Source organism: Alicyclobacillus acidoterrestris, assembly GCF_022674245.1.
Classification (GTDB): Bacteria; Bacillota; Bacilli; order Alicyclobacillales; family Alicyclobacillaceae; genus Alicyclobacillus; species Alicyclobacillus acidoterrestris.
Map to the genome: position 1 here is coordinate 589,019 of NZ_CP080467.1, position 13,960 is coordinate 602,978.

General features: G+C 55.3%; 11 protein-coding genes and 1 pseudogene. 7 read left to right on the forward strand and 5 right to left on the reverse strand.

Translation table 11 applies throughout. The annotated features are described in order from the left end of the window. Positions 1–127: 127 nt before the first annotated feature. Positions 128–280, forward strand: coding sequence for a hypothetical protein (locus K1I37_RS02785; protein WP_021296811.1), 153 nt, complete (start codon positions 128–130; stop codon positions 278–280). A 135-nt stretch (positions 281–415) separates the two neighbouring features. On the opposite strand, the gene uxaC is transcribed toward K1I37_RS02785, so the two are convergent. From uxaC to K1I37_RS02800, 3 genes are all read right to left on the reverse strand, one after another. Further along, positions 416–1,819: a glucuronate isomerase gene (gene uxaC / locus K1I37_RS02790; RefSeq protein ID WP_031218752.1), complete on the reverse strand. Its 1,404-nt coding sequence runs from the start codon at positions 1,817–1,819 to the stop codon at positions 416–418. A 29-nt stretch (positions 1,820–1,848) separates the two neighbouring features. Next, positions 1,849–3,327 carry a tagaturonate reductase gene (locus K1I37_RS02795; protein ID WP_021296813.1) on the reverse strand — a complete coding sequence of 493 codons (1,479 nt, stop codon included), beginning with the start codon at positions 3,325–3,327 and terminating at the stop codon, positions 1,849–1,851. A 96-nt stretch (positions 3,328–3,423) separates the two neighbouring features. Beyond that, the gene (locus K1I37_RS02800; protein WP_021296814.1) at positions 3,424–4,926 is read right to left on the reverse strand and encodes a UxaA family hydrolase; all 1,503 of its coding nucleotides are present in this window, start codon (positions 4,924–4,926) and stop codon (positions 3,424–3,426) included. A 423-nt stretch (positions 4,927–5,349) separates the two neighbouring features. Here K1I37_RS02800 and K1I37_RS02805 point away from each other — a divergent pair, with 423 nt between their 5' ends. After that, positions 5,350–6,357: a LacI family DNA-binding transcriptional regulator gene (locus K1I37_RS02805; protein ID WP_021296815.1), complete on the forward strand. Its 1,008-nt coding sequence runs from the start codon at positions 5,350–5,352 to the stop codon at positions 6,355–6,357. A gap of 299 nt (positions 6,358–6,656) precedes the next feature. Further along, positions 6,657–8,075: a sugar porter family MFS transporter gene (locus K1I37_RS02810; protein ID WP_021296816.1), complete on the forward strand. Its 1,419-nt coding sequence runs from the start codon at positions 6,657–6,659 to the stop codon at positions 8,073–8,075. A gap of 42 nt (positions 8,076–8,117) precedes the next feature. Here the strand turns inward: K1I37_RS02810 and K1I37_RS02815 are convergent, their stop codons facing one another. Together K1I37_RS02815 and K1I37_RS21765 are read right to left on the reverse strand one after the other, a co-directional pair. After that, positions 8,118–8,852 carry a hypothetical protein gene (locus K1I37_RS02815; RefSeq protein ID WP_021296817.1) on the reverse strand — a complete coding sequence of 245 codons (735 nt, stop codon included), beginning with the start codon at positions 8,850–8,852 and terminating at the stop codon, positions 8,118–8,120. A 154-nt stretch (positions 8,853–9,006) separates the two neighbouring features. Beyond that, positions 9,007–9,279 (reverse strand): annotated as a pseudogene (locus tag K1I37_RS21765) (NlpC/P60 family protein); the annotation flags it as partial. 892 nt (positions 9,280–10,171) lie between these two features. Here K1I37_RS21765 and K1I37_RS02825 point away from each other — a divergent pair. From K1I37_RS02825 to K1I37_RS02840, 4 genes are all read left to right on the forward strand, one after another. Continuing rightward, positions 10,172–10,723 carry a manganese efflux pump MntP gene (locus K1I37_RS02825; protein ID WP_021296819.1) on the forward strand — a complete coding sequence of 184 codons (552 nt, stop codon included), beginning with the start codon at positions 10,172–10,174 and terminating at the stop codon, positions 10,721–10,723. 167 nt (positions 10,724–10,890) lie between these two features. Next, positions 10,891–11,352 carry a low molecular weight protein arginine phosphatase gene (locus tag K1I37_RS02830; protein ID WP_021296820.1) on the forward strand — a complete coding sequence of 154 codons (462 nt, stop codon included), beginning with the start codon at positions 10,891–10,893 and terminating at the stop codon, positions 11,350–11,352. 277 nt (positions 11,353–11,629) lie between these two features. Further along, positions 11,630–12,211, forward strand: coding sequence for a TIGR01440 family protein (locus K1I37_RS02835; protein WP_031218760.1), 582 nt, complete (start codon positions 11,630–11,632; stop codon positions 12,209–12,211). Between the two features lie 126 nt (positions 12,212–12,337). After that, the gene (locus tag K1I37_RS02840) at positions 12,338–13,588 is read left to right on the forward strand and encodes a serine hydroxymethyltransferase (protein WP_021296822.1); all 1,251 of its coding nucleotides are present in this window, start codon (positions 12,338–12,340) and stop codon (positions 13,586–13,588) included. Positions 13,589–13,960 lie beyond the last annotated feature (372 nt).

Here is a 13,960-nt window from a genome sequence, read left to right on the forward strand (position 1 = left end):
TGAGAACAAACTGCGACAAGTCTAGTGATAGCGCCTTCATTCCATGAGTTTTCCCGTTGACCGGTCTATAATAGCCAGAATAGCCAGTGCAAAGAGGAATTCATCAAGGGCACGGAGGTTGAACTACATGGTTGGACTTTTAGTTGTGGGTATTGTTCTTTTGCTGGTCGTTGGGATTGGCATGTTGGTTGGCAACTCCGTGATGGAGAAAGCTGTTCATCGTGACGCCCTTCAGGAGTCGACACAAGGAAACCATGACGCGGGGCATCGCTCTGCATAACGACTGGTTCGGCGAGTGATGATTTTTGGTGAAACAACGCGGTGGCTGTCCGCTTAAAACCATGCCCTCGAACACCCACGCATGTGCGCAGGTCGTTTCGAGGGCATTTTGTGCATGTGCTGCGTTTGACGGCTGTTACGTGAACGAGAAGTAGTTCTTTGCATTGTCATAACAAATGGCCTGGACCATTTTCCCGAGTAACGCCATATCGTTCGGCGCCTCTCCCTTTTCCACCCATTCGCCCAATAGATTGCATAATAACCGCCGGAAGTACTCGTGGCGCGGGTAGGACATGAAGCTGCGCGAGTCTGTCAGCATGCCGACAAACTGGCTGAGTAGACCGACATCCGCCAGGGCTTGCATTTGGCGCAGCATGCCTTCCTTTGTATCGTTAAACCACCAGGCAGCGCCGAGTTGCAGTTTGCCCGGGATGCCGCCGCCTTGGAAACTCCCGAGAAGGGCCGCGAGCACAGGGAAATCCTTTGGATTTAGGGAATAGAGGATGGTTTTTGGCAGGGAGTCCGTCATCTCCAGTTCATTTAGCAACTGGCATAATGGCGCTGCCAATTGGCCGTCATACATAGAATCAAAGCCTGTGTCTGGACCAAGTCGTTGAAACATGCGCGTGTTATTATTTCGGGCTGCATGCATATGTAGCTGCATCACCCAGCCCAGTCGAGCGTACAGCTTCCCGAGAAACACCATGGTGTACGTCTTGTACTTGTGATCCTCCACAAGGCTGATGTCTTCACCTTTGAGCGCTTTGTCGAAAATGCGCGCGGCTTCGTCCAGGGTTGTGGGGGTGTACGGTACCGTGTCGAGCGCGTGATCGGATGCGCGACAGCCGACTTCATGAAAGTATTCGGCACGAGCGGTGATGGCGTCGAGCAGCGCTCGATAGTCGGAGATGGGCGCGCCGATAGCCTGTTCGAGTTGTTTTATCCAGGGGACAAACGTATCTCGACGGACTTCTAAAGCCTTGTCAGGGCGAAAAGCAGGGATGACCTTCACGGGAAATGTGTCATCTGCTTTTAGTTTTAGATGATATTCCAGTGTATCCGTTGGATCGTCGGTGGTACAGATGACTTGTACGTTGAACTTGGTAATCAGGTTGCGGACTCTGTAGTCCTCTGTAGCCAACAATTCGTTGGTGCGTTGCCAGATCTCTGGTGCGGTCGTCTCGTCAAGCAGGGCGGTGATGCCAAAGAAGCGCTGCAACTCGAGGTGCGACCAATGGTACAGTGGATTGCCAAGGGTCATGGGGACGGTTCTTGCCCACGCGAGAAACTTCTCATAATCGTCGGCGTCGCCGGTAATCAACGATTCGTCTACACCATTCGCGCGCATCAAGCGCCACTTGTAATGGTCGCCGCCCAACCAAATTTCGGTGATGTTTTTGAATTGATGATTCTCGTAGATTTGTTGTGGGCTGATGTGGCAGTGATAATCAATGATTGGCATATCCTTGGCAAAGGATTCGTATAGCGCAATCGCAGTTTCGTTAGACAGTAAAAAATGCTCATCTAAAAATGCACGCATCATGGATGTCCTCCCATTCTTCCAGCATCTCACAAAACCTCTGCGACGGATTGCAGCGCCGTTACCACGCCGTTCTGTCGCACGCGGCGGATAAACGCTACCATCTGCGCGTGTAATCCGTCTAATTGCGTCAAATCTTGGCCCCATAGTTGGGGATGGCGAAGTAGTGCCGCAACGGTTTCCTCCAGGCCGACTGTTGATTCCTTGGCCCAAATGTCTTCGAGGGTCGAGACCCATGCGCTATCGTCCTGAATCGGCCAGCGCTTCAGCGGGTTATCCGCGTTCCGATAGAACAGCAGTTGTCCAGCGAGCGCTGCTGACAAACAGCGTGGCGCCCGACCGTAGCGCGCGTAGTAATCGTTTAGCGTCGGTAACAGGCGCACGCGGATTTTCGATAAACCATTGAGCGTCAGTGACGTCAATTCGTGGTGAATATATGGATTGGCGAATCGCTCCATGACAGCATTCGCAAATTCCTCCAACTGGTCCTCGCTGTCTACGTGGTCGGCTAAAGTGGGTACAACTTCCCCGAAAAGTAGGCCGTGTATAAATGGGCCGAACACGGGGTGGATGACGACCTCTCGTACGCTAGACAGTCCAGCCAAGAGTCCTAGCGCCGCCATGGCGGTGTGTGCGCCGTTTAGAATTCGGACCTTTTGTACGCGATAGGGGGTCACGTCGGCTACATACCGAACGTTGAGACCGATTTTCTCAAATGGCCAAGCTTGCGCAAGTCTATCATCCGCCTCAATGGCCCACAGATGATACGGTTCGCCGACGGTGACGAGTTCATCACGATAACCCAGGCTGTCCAGTAGCTCTTGACCGCTGGTGCCCTTCGGAAAACCCGTGACGATTCTATCGACTAGTGTATTGCAAAAGTGGTTGTGCTGGCGGATCCAATCTTGGAACGTGGTGGGAAGCCCCCAGTCGGCTGCGTGGCGCAAGACAATTTCCCGAAGTTTCTCACCGTTGTCCTCGATTAACTCGCAGGGCACAATGGTCATTCCCGCCGCTGCAGCGCCCTGGAAGAATGTGTAGCGGTGGTGTAAATAGGCCGTCAATTTTCCCGGAAATGACATCAGCGGCTGGCCCATCTGGTAGTCTTCCTGGACGTATTGAATGCCGGATTCGGTGGTGTTGGACACCAGGATGTCGATAGTCGGATTCTCCGCACAGCGCAAGAATTCGCTCCAATCCTGGTGGGGATCAATGCCGCGACGGATGGAAGACACGATTTCCCGGTCGTCGATGTTGATACCCTGGTGGATACCGCGCAGGCAAACGGTGAACAGGCCATCCTGGGCATTTAGGCGTGCAATATTCGTCGCGCCGCTCGGTCGCGGTGCGACGACGACGACACTGCCTTCATATAACCCTTGTTTATTCAATTGGTGAATCATCCAGTCCACAAAGCCGCGCAGGAAATTTCCCTCGCCAATTTGAATGATTCGCTCTGGAAATTTAACGCTTCGGTGTGACGCGTCGAGTTGTACAGATAATTGCATAGCGGGTCCCCCATTTTGCGGATTGGCGAAGAACTTGTGCGCCGGACGCCAAGGGATGCGACGTGCAAGTTACCGTGCGCTGTTGTCCCATCGTGATCACAATGTGACGCCATCCTTAAAGATGGCAATTTCACGGAACCCATTTCGCTCATTTCGGGTTTGCACTATTCCCGAGGCAATGTCCACGACGCGCCGATACAACTCGGCCGCTAAAGTGTCCATGTCGTCGCCTGTAAGAAGGGTACCGGCGTTAAAATCTATCCAATTTTTCTTTCGCTCGTACAGCGGCGTGTTGGTAGAGATTTTCACGGTTGGAACCGCCGCGCCCATCGGCGTTCCGCGTCCAGTTGTAAATAGCACGATATGAGCGCCTGCTGCGACTAATGCGGTGACGGAAACCATATCGTTTCCGGGCGCTTGCACGAGATTGAGTCCAGGTGTCGTCGCCCGTGTTCCATAGGGCAGGACATCGACCACGCTTGCCGTGCCGCCTTTCTGTGTACAGCCGAGCGATTTTTCTTCCAGTGTCGTGATGCCACCGTCTTTGTTGCCCGGTGACGGGTTTTCGTAAATGACCTGGCCGTGCCGGGTATAGTAGTCTTTAAAGTCGTTGATGAGTGATACGACATTCTGAAAGACCGTGTCGTTTATCGCGCGGTTCATCAGGATGGTTTCTGCGCCGAACATCTCCGGCACTTCGGTCAGGAGCGTGGTACCCCCATTTGCGACGAGGATGTCGGAGACGCGGCCTACCAGGGGATTCGCTGTGATGCCGGAGAATCCGTCCGATCCGCCACATTTCAACCCAACTTTCAACCGCGCGACAGGCACGCGCTGACGTTGGAAGGTGCGGGCGTAGTCTGCTAGTTCTCGAAGTAGTCGCATGCCTTCTTCGAATTCGTCGTCGACGTCCTGGAGTGCCAGGAATCTGAGCTTTTCTTCGGGGACATCTTGAAGGAAGGGGCGAAATGACGAAATGCGGTTGTTCTCGCACCCAAGCCCTAGAATGAGGACACCTGCTGCGTTGGGGTGGCGCGCGAGTCCAGCCAGGGCTTTTTGCGTGTACGTTAAATCGTCGCCCAGTTGGGAACAGCCGTACGGGTGGGCAAAGTGGTAGACACCGTCAACGCCATCGCCCCGAAGTTCGGAATCTGCCATCCGTGCCAACGCTTCTGCAGCTTTGTTGACGCAACCGACCGTGTTTAGAATCCAAATTTCATTTCGAATGCCGACCTCGCCGTTTGGACGGACGTACCCTTCAAACGAGGTAGGCAAATCAGATTTCTGTGGCGTCGCAATCGGTTTGACCGGATGGTACGCGTAGTCCGTCTTTCCGCTCAGATTGGTCTGGACGTTATGGGTGTGAACCCATTCGCCCTTGGCGATGTATTGGGTCGCGTGGCCAATTGGGTACCCGTATTTGACGATGTTCGTCCCCTCTGGGATGTCCACCAACGCAATTTTGTGCCCGCGCAGAATATCTTCTGTCGCTTGTAAGATTTCATCGGAAAACGTCACGACGTCGCCTTTTGAAATAGATTCGGTGACGACGCCAACGTTATCGTGGTCGTGTATCCGCAGTATCTTTGCTGCACACATCGTCGATTCCTCGTTTCTCTGGACGTCTCGATTTGCCACTAAACGTGATGACAGCCATTATCCATGCCGCGTCATGGGGTGAGGATAGACGCGGTGCTAAATGCACCTCCTAATGTGAAATATAACATAAATTTAAACAAGGCCTGTTGAAAGGTCTACGTGGCGAAACGGATGCGATTTTCTTTTGAATCCAAGCTTAGGTAGCATTCAATACATAAAATGTATTCGCTTTCTCGCGGCGGTGTCAATATGTTATAAATAACATTAACGCTGATAGGAATGTCATGTTCTTTGGTGAACGGCATAGCAGCTACGTGAAATTTTATGCGTTGTACTTTCGCTGTTGTACACGACTTCTCGGGACTGCGTGTTAAAATCAAACTGCTTGTTTTGCTTGAACAATGAACACAGGGTGGTGACTCCATGGCAACGATGGCTGATGTGGCGAGGCGAGCGGGGGTTTCAGTGATGACGGTATCCCGCATTATCAGTGGGAATGGAGCCGTCAAGGAATCCACCCGCAAGAAGGTCCTGCGGGCCATGGAAGAGGTTAATTACGTCCCGAAGGGGTACACCAAACAGGTTATCCAGCACGAAATTAGTACATTGGTATTGATTATTCCGGATATCACGAATCCGTTTTTTACGTTTATCGCGCGGGGTATGGAAGATGTCGCGAAAAAACAAGGTTACCGGGTGTTTTTGGCCAATACGGATGAAAATCTGAATAAGGAACAGCAGTATATTCAGATGTGCATTGAATTTCACGCCGACGGCGTCCTCATCGCGCCTGTTGGCGACGAGTCGCGGGCGAATTTGGCGTTATTGGACAAGGAAGGCATTCCGTACGTCTTGATTGACAGGGAAGTGGAAGGCGTCCAAGTGGACGTGGTGAAAAGCGATATTGTCGGCACCTCAAAGGCTTTGGTCGAGCACCTAATTGAACTGGGGCACCGCCGAATTGGCGTCGTCACTGGCGCACCGAACAACCGGACGAGCCGGGAGCGCGTGGAAGGTTACTTTCAGGCTTTGGCGGCGCACGGAGTGGCGAGATCGGATGAGTTGGTGAAGTACTCCGTCATGACACGGGATATTGAACCCACGTTCATTGACGAGTTATTGCAGTTGGCGGAACCGCCGACGGCGCTCTTTGTAGCCAATATGTTTCAGTACGCGCATTCGGTCAACCGGCTCAAGGAATTCGGCCTTTGCGTGCCGGATGATATGAGTATTGTGGGCTTTGGGAATTCTGACTACCTGGCGGCAATCGACTCGTCGTTTACATCGGCGATTCAGCCTACCTACAGCTTCGGTTCGCTTGGTACGCAAATGTTGCTAGAAAGAATCGAAGGGCTGCGCGAGATGCCGAGGCGGATTGTGTTGGAAGGGGATATTGTCATCCGGAGATCGACCGCACCACCTCGAAACTGACCTCTTACTGTTAAAAATAACATTGACATATGATTTATCACAACATAATATTCTGTTAATGAATCAATGAAATCGCTTTACAATGTGATAAGTGGAAGGGAGGCGTGTTGCGTCACTGCACATATCCGGGGCGAGCTGCGTAGACATTGGCGGATGTTCGTGGTCTCCTGCTGGATGATTTTATCTAATGGTGAAATGAAAGCGTTTTAATTGATTTGGTGTACATGGTGTAGCACCGTTTCCTCGTACTCGATGTGAATGTGAAGTGTGGAATTATCCTCGTCGAGAAGGTGACTAGAGTGGGCAATGCAAATACGACATTGCAGGAGCAAGCGGATGCGGCCAAATCTGGTGTCGGGTACGTCACCGTTGTGGTCATTATCGCGTCACTGGGTGGTCTGTTGTTTGGTTATGACACGGGTGTCATCTCTGGCGCCAATGGCTTTTTGCAGTCGGAGTTTCACATGAGCGCCGCCGTGACCGGACTTGTCTCGAGCAGTATTGACCTGGGTGCGATGCTTGGCGTGCTCATCGCCGGTTACTTGGGCGATACGCTGGGACGTAAGAAGACGCTCATGATAGCCGGCTTGACGTTCGTTCTGTGCAGCCTGTTGACGGCGTTTGCGAACAGTGTAGCGATGTTGGTCATTGGCCGGTTTTGCGGAGGTGTCGGGATCGGGCTTGCTTCGCTGTTGTCCCCGCTGTACATCGCGGAAATTGCGCCGCCAAAGATTCGTGGTCGGTTAGTCGGGTCAAATCAGTTGGCGATTGTGACAGGCATTTTTATTGTCTACTTTGTAAACGCAGCCATTGTCAGCACACACGCTACCGCTTGGAATCAAACCACGGGCTGGCGCTGGATGTTTGGGATGGGCGTCATCCCAGGTGTCATTTTCTTCTGCCTGCTTTTCTTTGTTCCCGAAAGCCCAAGGTACCTCGCCACACGCGAAAAGTACAACCAGGCGTTCGACATTTTGTACCGCGTCAATGGCCAGGAAAAAGCCACTGCGGAATTGGCCGAAATTCGAGGTTCCATCGCGGATGTCAAAGACTCATTTTTCAAAGAGTTGTTTAGCCCTGGGATTCGCAAGGCGCTACTGATTGGGGTCCTTTTGGCCATATTTCAGCAATTCACAGGGACAAACGCAGTTGGCTATTACGCGCCGATGATTTTCAAGGCAGCCGGTGCTGGAACCAATGCATCCTTTTACGACACCGTTTGGATTGGCGCTATCAAGGTGCTCTTTGTCATCGTTCTGATGCTGATTGTCGACAGGGCAGGACGCAAACGCCTGTTGGTGTGGAATGGCTGGGCCATGGCCGTGTTTCTCGTGATATTGGGGATTGCGTTCAGCATGCCGCACATGCTTACTTGGCTCGTTTTATCCTTGGTGTTCTTACACACCATCGCTTACGAGTTGTCATGGGGCGGCGGCGTCTGGATTGTGCTCTCGGAAATTTATCCGACGAAGATTCGCGGCAGGACGATGGCGATTGCCTCGTTTGCACTTTGGTTTGCGACGTACTTGGTCGCGCAATTTTTCCCGATTCTGTTACAAGCCATCGGTGGCACATGGACGTTTTGGGTGTTCGCCGCATTTTGTATCGTCATGGCGGTGTTTATGCACAAAGCAGTCCCGGAGACCAGTGGTAAGACCATGGAGCGAATTCAGGCAGATTGGATGGGTGGCGAGCATTCGACGACGCTCGACCGCTAAATGGTTACACAGGATGAATTGAACCGAAGCGGGGCTGGCAGATTATTGTGCGCTGCCGCTTGCCCCGCTGTTTCCTGATGCCGATCTCGACGTGTGCCCCGTGTTGCCCGACGAACTCCCGGTGCTCAATCCGCTGCTACCCGCGCTCGTTCCACTGCCCGTGCTACCCGTGGAACTCGATGAAGGGCTGGTCGTCTGTCCACCCGTGCTCGCCCCATCGTCTGGCTTCCCAGTACTACTTGTGCCAGAGGTGCCCGTACTCGTTCCCCCACTGGGTGTCGTACTTGCCCCGCCGGAATCGACTTGTCCGCTGCTGTTATCTGTCCCCGTCGCGCCCGTTGATGTCTCATTGCTGCTGGTCCCGGTGCTTTCGGAGGGACTCGTTGCGCCAGTGGTCGCGCCGGATTCCGCTTGCGTACTGCTCGATACGCTGCTTCCTGTGCTAGCGGTACTTGCGCTAGAACTGGTAGTCGCGGATGAGGTGGACGAAGCCGTGGTCGACGTTACGGACGAGGAACTGCCACCGTAGTAAATCTCGTCAGAGGTAAGTGGTGGCTCTGTCGTTGGCACAATTTTTTGCGTCGGCGTCGTGGTATCGTTTGTCGCGATGGACGCCGCTTGTGCGGTCGAATTGGCCGTCGCTGTGGCATTGGCCGCTGTCGTGTTCGCGGTGGATCCCGCCGGCGCCGCTGCGGGATGTTCGGAGCAACCGACCAGGACGGCTATGCAACAGGTCGCGATGCCGAGAACTGTAACCGATTTCCGATTGCCTACCATAAGTAACCCCCTTTGCTTCGTAACGTAATCCGAGTCTACTTGCCACTCTATCCTACTCTATTTCCGTTACAAATTGGAGAGGCAGATTGTTGGTGGGAAACGAAAATCCACCCATCCGCCTGGCCGGGGTTTTGCCCGGTCAGGCGCCCTAAGATCAGTACATTCTCCGAACGGCAGTTAGGTGTTTGCCCCACTCGCTGTCGGGGCCGAGGGAGACGACGCCCACCTTGCCGAGTCCGCCGCCGCATTGAATCATCTCGTCGTTGCCGAGATAGATGCCAACGTGCTGTCCGTTGCCGAAGATGAGCAGGTCTCCTTTGCGCATGTCCCACTTCGGGACGGTGACTCCGACCGTGTCTTGCTGCACATTGGCGTTGCCACTCATTTGATAACCAAGGGCGTGGTGGTAGACATAGGCGACGAAGTTGCTGCTGTCAAAGCCGAGTTCGCCCCGGTCCTCATTGTGTCCCCAAACGAACGGGGTGCCTTCGAGGTCGGAGGCGACAGTCACGACCGCGTCCGCCTTGTCCTCTGGCGCGGCGTTGATGGCCGCTTTCGGTGTCAGTTTGTGGTCTATCGTGACGCCGGGCGGTGGCGCTTGGATGCGCTGGCCGAGGGAGAACGTCGCCGCGGAGGCATTGACAGACTCGGAGACCTCGCCCTTTGTCGAGACGCTTGTGTCCAGGACGACCGTTCCATCCTGGCGCAAAACGACGACGCGGCGCACCACATCCTCGGGGAATTGTGCGGTGATGTAGTTGAGAAGGCCGTCGGGGCTGGCGAGATCGATCACGCTTTCTCCAGTCGCCCCGGCCTGCGCGGGCTGAACGACCACCTTCACGGTCTGTTTATCGATCACGTCTGCACGCCGTACTTGGACGATGCCGAGTGGGTATGAAGCGGGAGCGGGCTGCCCGGTTGTCCCGGGAAGGCCCGCAAATGAAGCGGTGTCGTTGACGATGGGCAGGGCGCTGTTCGTCGTGTGCCCCGTTTGCCCGCAACCGGGCAAAAGCGCGATGGCGCCGGCGACGAGGGCGCTGATAGACAGTGTGCGCACGTGTGAATGCACGGAAAGGGCCTCCTTCGTCATGTTGATATGGACGTTGTCCGCTGCGAGTGGTAAACAGTTTGTTCAGTTCATCCAGCAAATGGGCATGTAGCCGTGAAATGAATTTACATAGGAGAAGCGTTTATCAAGTGGTCCGCACTTATGCATGAATATGGAAATTTCCTATCGAGACGCTCGTCTCTTTCCCGCTCATGAGTGCGTGGACGAGCGCATAGATATGGATTTAGTTGAGTAGAGGGGGAGCCACGGCGTGAATCATCTCCAGACCATGATTGAAATTCTCCTAATGTCGTTCGCCTTGGGTATGGATGCGCTCTCGCTGTCGATTGGCGTTGGGCTGAGTAATATCGACCGAAAGACGGCGCTGCAGCTGTGTTTCTCCATTGGTGTATTTCACGTCATTTTGACGTTTGCGGGCCTCGCGTTTGGCAATCTGGTCGGCTATTATCTCGGTCAATACGCCCACTGGTTCGGCGCGCTTCTATTGATGGGCTTAGGTGTCCACATGCTCTATACGAGTCTCTTTGGCAAGGAAGAGACGCCCAAGGCGATGGGGAATGCCGTGGCGATGGCGTTGTTCTCGGCAAGTGTCTCATTGGACGCGTTGTCTGTCGGATTCAGCCTTGGGCTTCGCAGTGCTACATATGGTGTGGTATCGGCGTTTTCGTTTGGGTTCGTGAGTATGCTGATGTGTGGTGTTGGCTTGTTCATCGGCAAGAAGTTCAGTCAATCTGTTGGGCGGTACGGGGAGATTCTCGGCGCCGTCGTGTTGATTGGCTGTGGGGTCAAGTTTTTGATGTAGGTAACCACTGAGGATATCCAATCGAATGGATGGTGCGTGGGGCGCATCGATTGCATGGATAAAAACCGCAGGGATATACTGAAGAGCAAGAGTGACAGAAAAGATTCGAGCCATGACCAGTCGTCTCGGCCTTGTGGCACGGCTCAGGAATATAGGTGAGACGATTCATGCAGATTCTGTTCGTTTGTACGGGAAATACATGCCGCAGTCCCATGGCTGCGGCTTTGGCGCGACACCATGCCGCAATCCATGGGCTGGACGCCACCATTGATTCAGCGGGGATTTACGCGGTGCCGGGACAACCGATGACGCCACTTGCGACAGATGCCTTGATCCGCCGTCACGTGGTGGTCCCGCAGCACAACTCGAAACCGGTGAGTCCGTCGCTCATCTCCGACGCCGATTTTATTTTTACAATGACGACCTCGCATAAAGCGGATTTGCTGCGCGAATTCCCGGGGGCTGCAGGGAAGACCTACACGCTTCGCGAGTTCGTTGAGGGTGGTGCGGCGGGGGATGTGCCGGATCCGTTTGGTGGACCAGCCGAAGTCTACGAGGCCTGCGCCGATGCACTCAATTCCGTCGTAGAACAATTAATTCGCAAGCTAGCAGAGGAACAGGGCCGTTGACATAGTGTAGCGGCGTTGGTGGTGGGTGGGATCGCTACCCACGGGATGGTGCACCGCTGCCGCATTTCGCCACGCGTTTCAATGGTCGCTAGCAATTCGTTTTGAGAATGTATGAATGTAATGTATGGATGAAAACGAAAGTGGGCGGTACGACATGGACAACACATGTGATGAACCGATTTCAACTGGGTCTGCCCCAATGAGCGCCGACCTTACCTCGGGCGCCGCTGGCGCGGTCGATGGTGCATCTGCAGTGGCGAACGGGGTGGGGACGTCGGTGGCCGATTTGCTCTCGGGCGTTTCGCACACACTTCGCGGTCTCCTGGACGACTTGCAGGCTGCTGCGAACCTTCGTCCGGGGCAGATGGTGGTCGTTGGCGCGTCGTCCAGTGAAGTCCAAGGTCAGCGCATTGGCACGGCGACATCGCTCGCAGTCGGGGAGGCCATCGTCGATACGGTGTTGGCCTGGGCAACTGAACTTGGTTTGACGGTCGCGTTTCAATGTTGCGAGCACCTGAACCGCGCCCTTGTCGTCTCACGTAGTACGGCTGTCGCGCGCAACTTGGAGGAGGTCTCCGCTGTCCCGGTGCCGGGTGCGGGAGGCGCCGTCGCGGCGACGGCGTATTTCCGCCTTGAGGACGCTTGTCTCGTTCGTGCGGTGCAAGCGGACGCGGGAATTGACATCGGCGACACGTTCATCGGCATGCACCTCAAACCTGTGGTGGTTCCAGTGCGTGGCCGCACGCGGGAACTTGGCGCCGCGCACGTCACAATGGCGCGCACACGGCCGCCGTTGATTGGCGGTGCTCGCGCGGTTTACGACGTGGAGACGGCGCGACAACGCCTGCAGGGCGTGTGACTCGTCATTCCCAGAAAACTTTTACAACTGGGGTTAGCCGCGGCAGGGAATTGTCAATTCATCGCGAATCCGTAGGGATGTGTTGACAGGGCGTTATCGCCGAGAAAAAGGAGAGGACACCGGAACATGAACTTATCCGATTTCGATCACGACGTAGCCATCGCGATGGAGCAAGAACTTCATCGACAACAAGATAAAATTGAACTGATTGCCTCGGAGAACTTTGTCAGCGAATCGGTTTTGGCCGCGCTGGGCTCCGTGCTGACCAACAAGTATGCCGAAGGGTATCCGGGACGCCGGTACTATGGCGGCTGTGAGTATGTGGACGTCGTCGAGAACATCGCGCGCGACCGCGTAAAAGCGCTGTTCGGCGCCGAACACGCCAACGTCCAACCGCACTCGGGCGCCCAGGCGAACATGGCGGTCTATTTCAGCGTCCTGAAACCTGGCGACAAGGTGTTGGGTATGAACTTGGCTCACGGTGGGCACCTCACGCACGGTAGTCCGGTGAACTTCTCGGGCCAACTGTACGAGTTTGTCTCCTATGGCGTCGACGCAGAGACGCACAGGATTGACTACGATGAAGTACACGCTGTCGCAAAAGAGCACCGACCGAAAATCATCGTCGCCGGCGCCAGCGCCTACCCGCGTTTCATCGACTTCGAACGCATGCGCGCCATCGCCGACGAAGTGGGCGCATACCTCATGGTCGACATGGCCCACATCGCCGGTCTCGTCGCCACGGGCCTGCATCCTTCTCCGATCCCGTACGCCGATTTCGTCACCTCGACGACGCACAAGACGTTGCGCGGTCCTCGCGGCGGTCTCATCCTCTGCAAGGCCGAATTTGCGAAGCAAATTGACAAGGCCATCTTCCCAGGCATCCAAGGCGGCCCGTTGATGCACGTCATCGCGGCCAAAGCTGTCGCGTTCGGCGAAGCCCTCAAGCCTGAGTTCAAGGATTACTCGCGCCAAATCGTGAACAACGCGCAGGCATTGGCGACGGCGCTCAGCGACAAGGGCTTTCAGCTCATCTCCGGTGGCACGGACAACCACCTGATTCTCATCGACGTCCGCAACTTCAACCTCACCGGCAAAGAGGCCGAGCACCGGCTCGACGAAGTCGGCGTCACCGTCAACAAAAACGCTATCCCGTTCGATCCCGCCAGCCCCATGGTCACCAGCGGCATCCGCATTGGCACGCCAGCCGTGACCACCCGCGGCATGGACGAAGAGGCGATGGCGGAGATAGCGGAAATTTTCCACCTCGTCCTCTCGAGCGACTTCTCAGACGCCGTCCGCCACGCCGCCAGCGCGAAAGTCCAGGCGCTCACCGCCCGCTTCCCGCTCTACGACGCACTGAGCTACATCGAATAAGCCAGCCGTGGCCCGGCTCGCCCCGCCAGCCTTCGCCATCCCGGATGGGGCGGTGAGGGCGGGCGGCTGGTGGCTGGTGGCTTTGCTGCGCGGTGCCGGGGCTGTGCCGCGGCCGCCGCCGCTGCCGCGAGCGGTCGGTCGAGCATCCGCCTTGGGGCGGCTTACGGTGGCCGGCGGCACGCGCATCCGCTGAACCTGCCCGGCCCCTGCTCAGCGGGAACCCGGCGGCACGCAGCTGCGTGTCTTAATAAGACAATGGTGGGCTTTGAGGCCGAGATAAGGCACGAAATTTGCTCTATTTGCGGATTTTTGGGGTTAAACCGGCGGCTCTTGAGGGTTTAAGACAAAATTCATGTCCTAAAGTCCGCCGGA

Bases quoted from the DNA above. Each gene is read 5' to 3' on its own strand.
- K1I37_RS02795 (WP_021296813.1), bottom strand. From the start codon at position 3,327: ATGCAATTATCTGTACAACTCGACGCGTCACACCGAAGCGTTAAATTT.
- K1I37_RS02840 (WP_021296822.1), top strand. From the start codon at position 12,338: ATGAACTTATCCGATTTCGATCACGACGTAGCCATCGCGATGGAGCAA.
- K1I37_RS02805 (WP_021296815.1), top strand. From the start codon at position 5,350: ATGGCAACGATGGCTGATGTGGCGAGGCGAGCGGGGGTTTCAGTGATG.
- K1I37_RS02785 (WP_021296811.1), top strand. From the start codon at position 128: ATGGTTGGACTTTTAGTTGTGGGTATTGTTCTTTTGCTGGTCGTTGGG.
- K1I37_RS02815 (WP_021296817.1), bottom strand. From the start codon at position 8,852: ATGGTAGGCAATCGGAAATCGGTTACAGTTCTCGGCATCGCGACCTGT.
- K1I37_RS02800 (WP_021296814.1), bottom strand. From the start codon at position 4,926: ATGTGTGCAGCAAAGATACTGCGGATACACGACCACGATAACGTTGGC.
- uxaC (WP_031218752.1), bottom strand. From the start codon at position 1,819: ATGCGTGCATTTTTAGATGAGCATTTTTTACTGTCTAACGAAACTGCG.
- K1I37_RS02830 (WP_021296820.1), top strand. From the start codon at position 10,891: ATGCAGATTCTGTTCGTTTGTACGGGAAATACATGCCGCAGTCCCATG.